Below are 1,593 nucleotides of genomic sequence, written 5' to 3'. Positions count from 1 at the left end.
GCCGACGACTACCAGACCAAACCGTTCTCGCCGCGCGAGCTGGTCGCCCGGGTCAAGACCGTGCTGCGCCGCGCGGCGGGGCCGCCCGGCCGGGCGCCCGAGGGCCTCGGCCCGCTCAGCGTGGACCACGCCGGCCGCACCGTGCGCGTCGACGGAGAGCCGGTCGAGCTCACCGCCACCGAGTTCAACCTGCTCGCCCACCTGCTGCGGCACGCGGGCCAGGTCTTCACCCGCGAGCAGCTGCTCGCCCAGGTGTGGGGCTACCCCGGCTACCGCGACACGCGGATGGTCGACGTCTTCGTCTCGCAGCTGCGCGCGAAGCTCGGCGACGCGAGCCCGATCCGTACGGTCCGCGGCGTCGGGTACAGCGCGACGGCCCCCGGCAGATGAGCCGCCCCCGCCCAGACCGCCCGCGCACCGGCCGCCCCCGCCCAGGAGCCCCGCGCCGCGGTTCCCTCGCGCGCAACATCGTGGTGCTGACCACCGTGGTGGCCGCGCTCGCCGTCGCACTGACCGGCCTGGTCGCCTGGCAGACCGCCGCGCGGGGTGCGGAGCAGCGGGAGCGCGACCAACTGACGCGGCAGGCAACGGTGCTCAGCCGCCTGCCGGCCCTGTCCGAGGCACTCTTCCACGGCGCCCAGGCGCTCGGCGGGCCGAACCAGGTGCAGCTGGCGGTCCTCGCCCCGGACGGCACCGTGAGCGGAAGCGCCACCCCGGCCGTCGACCGGGCGTCGAAGTCGGCGCTGCTGGCGGGGAGACCGGTCTCCACCACCGGCGTCCTGGGCGGCCGGGACGTGCTGGTGGTCGGGCAGCCCGGGGTACGCGGCGGCGCGGTGGTGCTGACCGAGCCCTACGCGGTCGTCACCGAGAACACCAACCGGATCCGCCGCAACGTGGTCGCGCCGCTGGTCGTCGGCATGCTCGGCGCGGCCCTGGCCGGTGCGCTCCTGGCCCGCCGCACCGCCCGTCCGCTCGTGACGGCCGCGCGGATCGCGCACCGGCTGGCCGACGGGGAACGGGGCGTTCCGGCCCCGGTCGACGGCCCCCGGGAGACCGCCGACATCGGACGCGCCCTCAACGTCCTGGACGAGGCGCTCGCCCGCAGCGAGGACCGGCAGCGGCAGTTCCTGCTCTCCGTCTCCCACGATCTGCGCACACCGCTGACCGCGCTCCAGGGCTACGCGGAGGCGCTCGCCGACGGAATGATCGAGGCGGACGGTATGGCGGAGGTGGGCGTCATCCTGGCCGACGAGACCCGCCGCCTGGACCGCTTCCTGGGCGACCTGCTGGACCTGGCCCGGCTGGAGGCGGACGACTTCCGCCTCGCCGTGGCCCCGGCCGACCTCGGCTCGGTCGTCGCCGGGGCCGCCGCCTTCTGGGCCGGCCCGTGCGCCCGCCGGGGTGTCGAACTCTCGGTCGAACACGACGGGCGGCCCGTGCGCGTGGAGACCGACGCCTTCCGGGTCCGGCAGCTGATCGACGGCCTGGTGCAGAACGCCCTGCGGGTCACGCCCGAGGGGGCGCCCCTGGTCCTCGCCGTCCGGGCGGCCGCGGACGGTGGCGCCGAACTGCAGGTCCGCGACGGCGGGCCAG

General features: G+C 76.6%; 2 protein-coding genes. Both read left to right on the top strand.

The features are described from left to right. The coding region (locus AB0D66_RS34595) for a response regulator transcription factor (RefSeq protein ID WP_362311106.1) at positions 1–390 on the top strand (390 nt) is incomplete at its 5' end. Positions 391–470: 80 nt separating this feature from the next. Beyond that, positions 471–1,593, top strand: a 1,123-nt coding sequence (locus tag AB0D66_RS34590) for a HAMP domain-containing sensor histidine kinase (RefSeq protein ID WP_362311105.1), incomplete at its 3' end; no start/stop codon positions are given.

The organism is Streptomyces sp. NPDC048270 (genome assembly GCF_040652335.1).
Taxonomy (GTDB): domain Bacteria; phylum Actinomycetota; class Actinomycetes; order Streptomycetales; family Streptomycetaceae; genus Streptomyces.
Note: the sequence above shows the minus strand (reverse complement) of the source record. Positions and strands in the feature narration are given on the sequence as shown.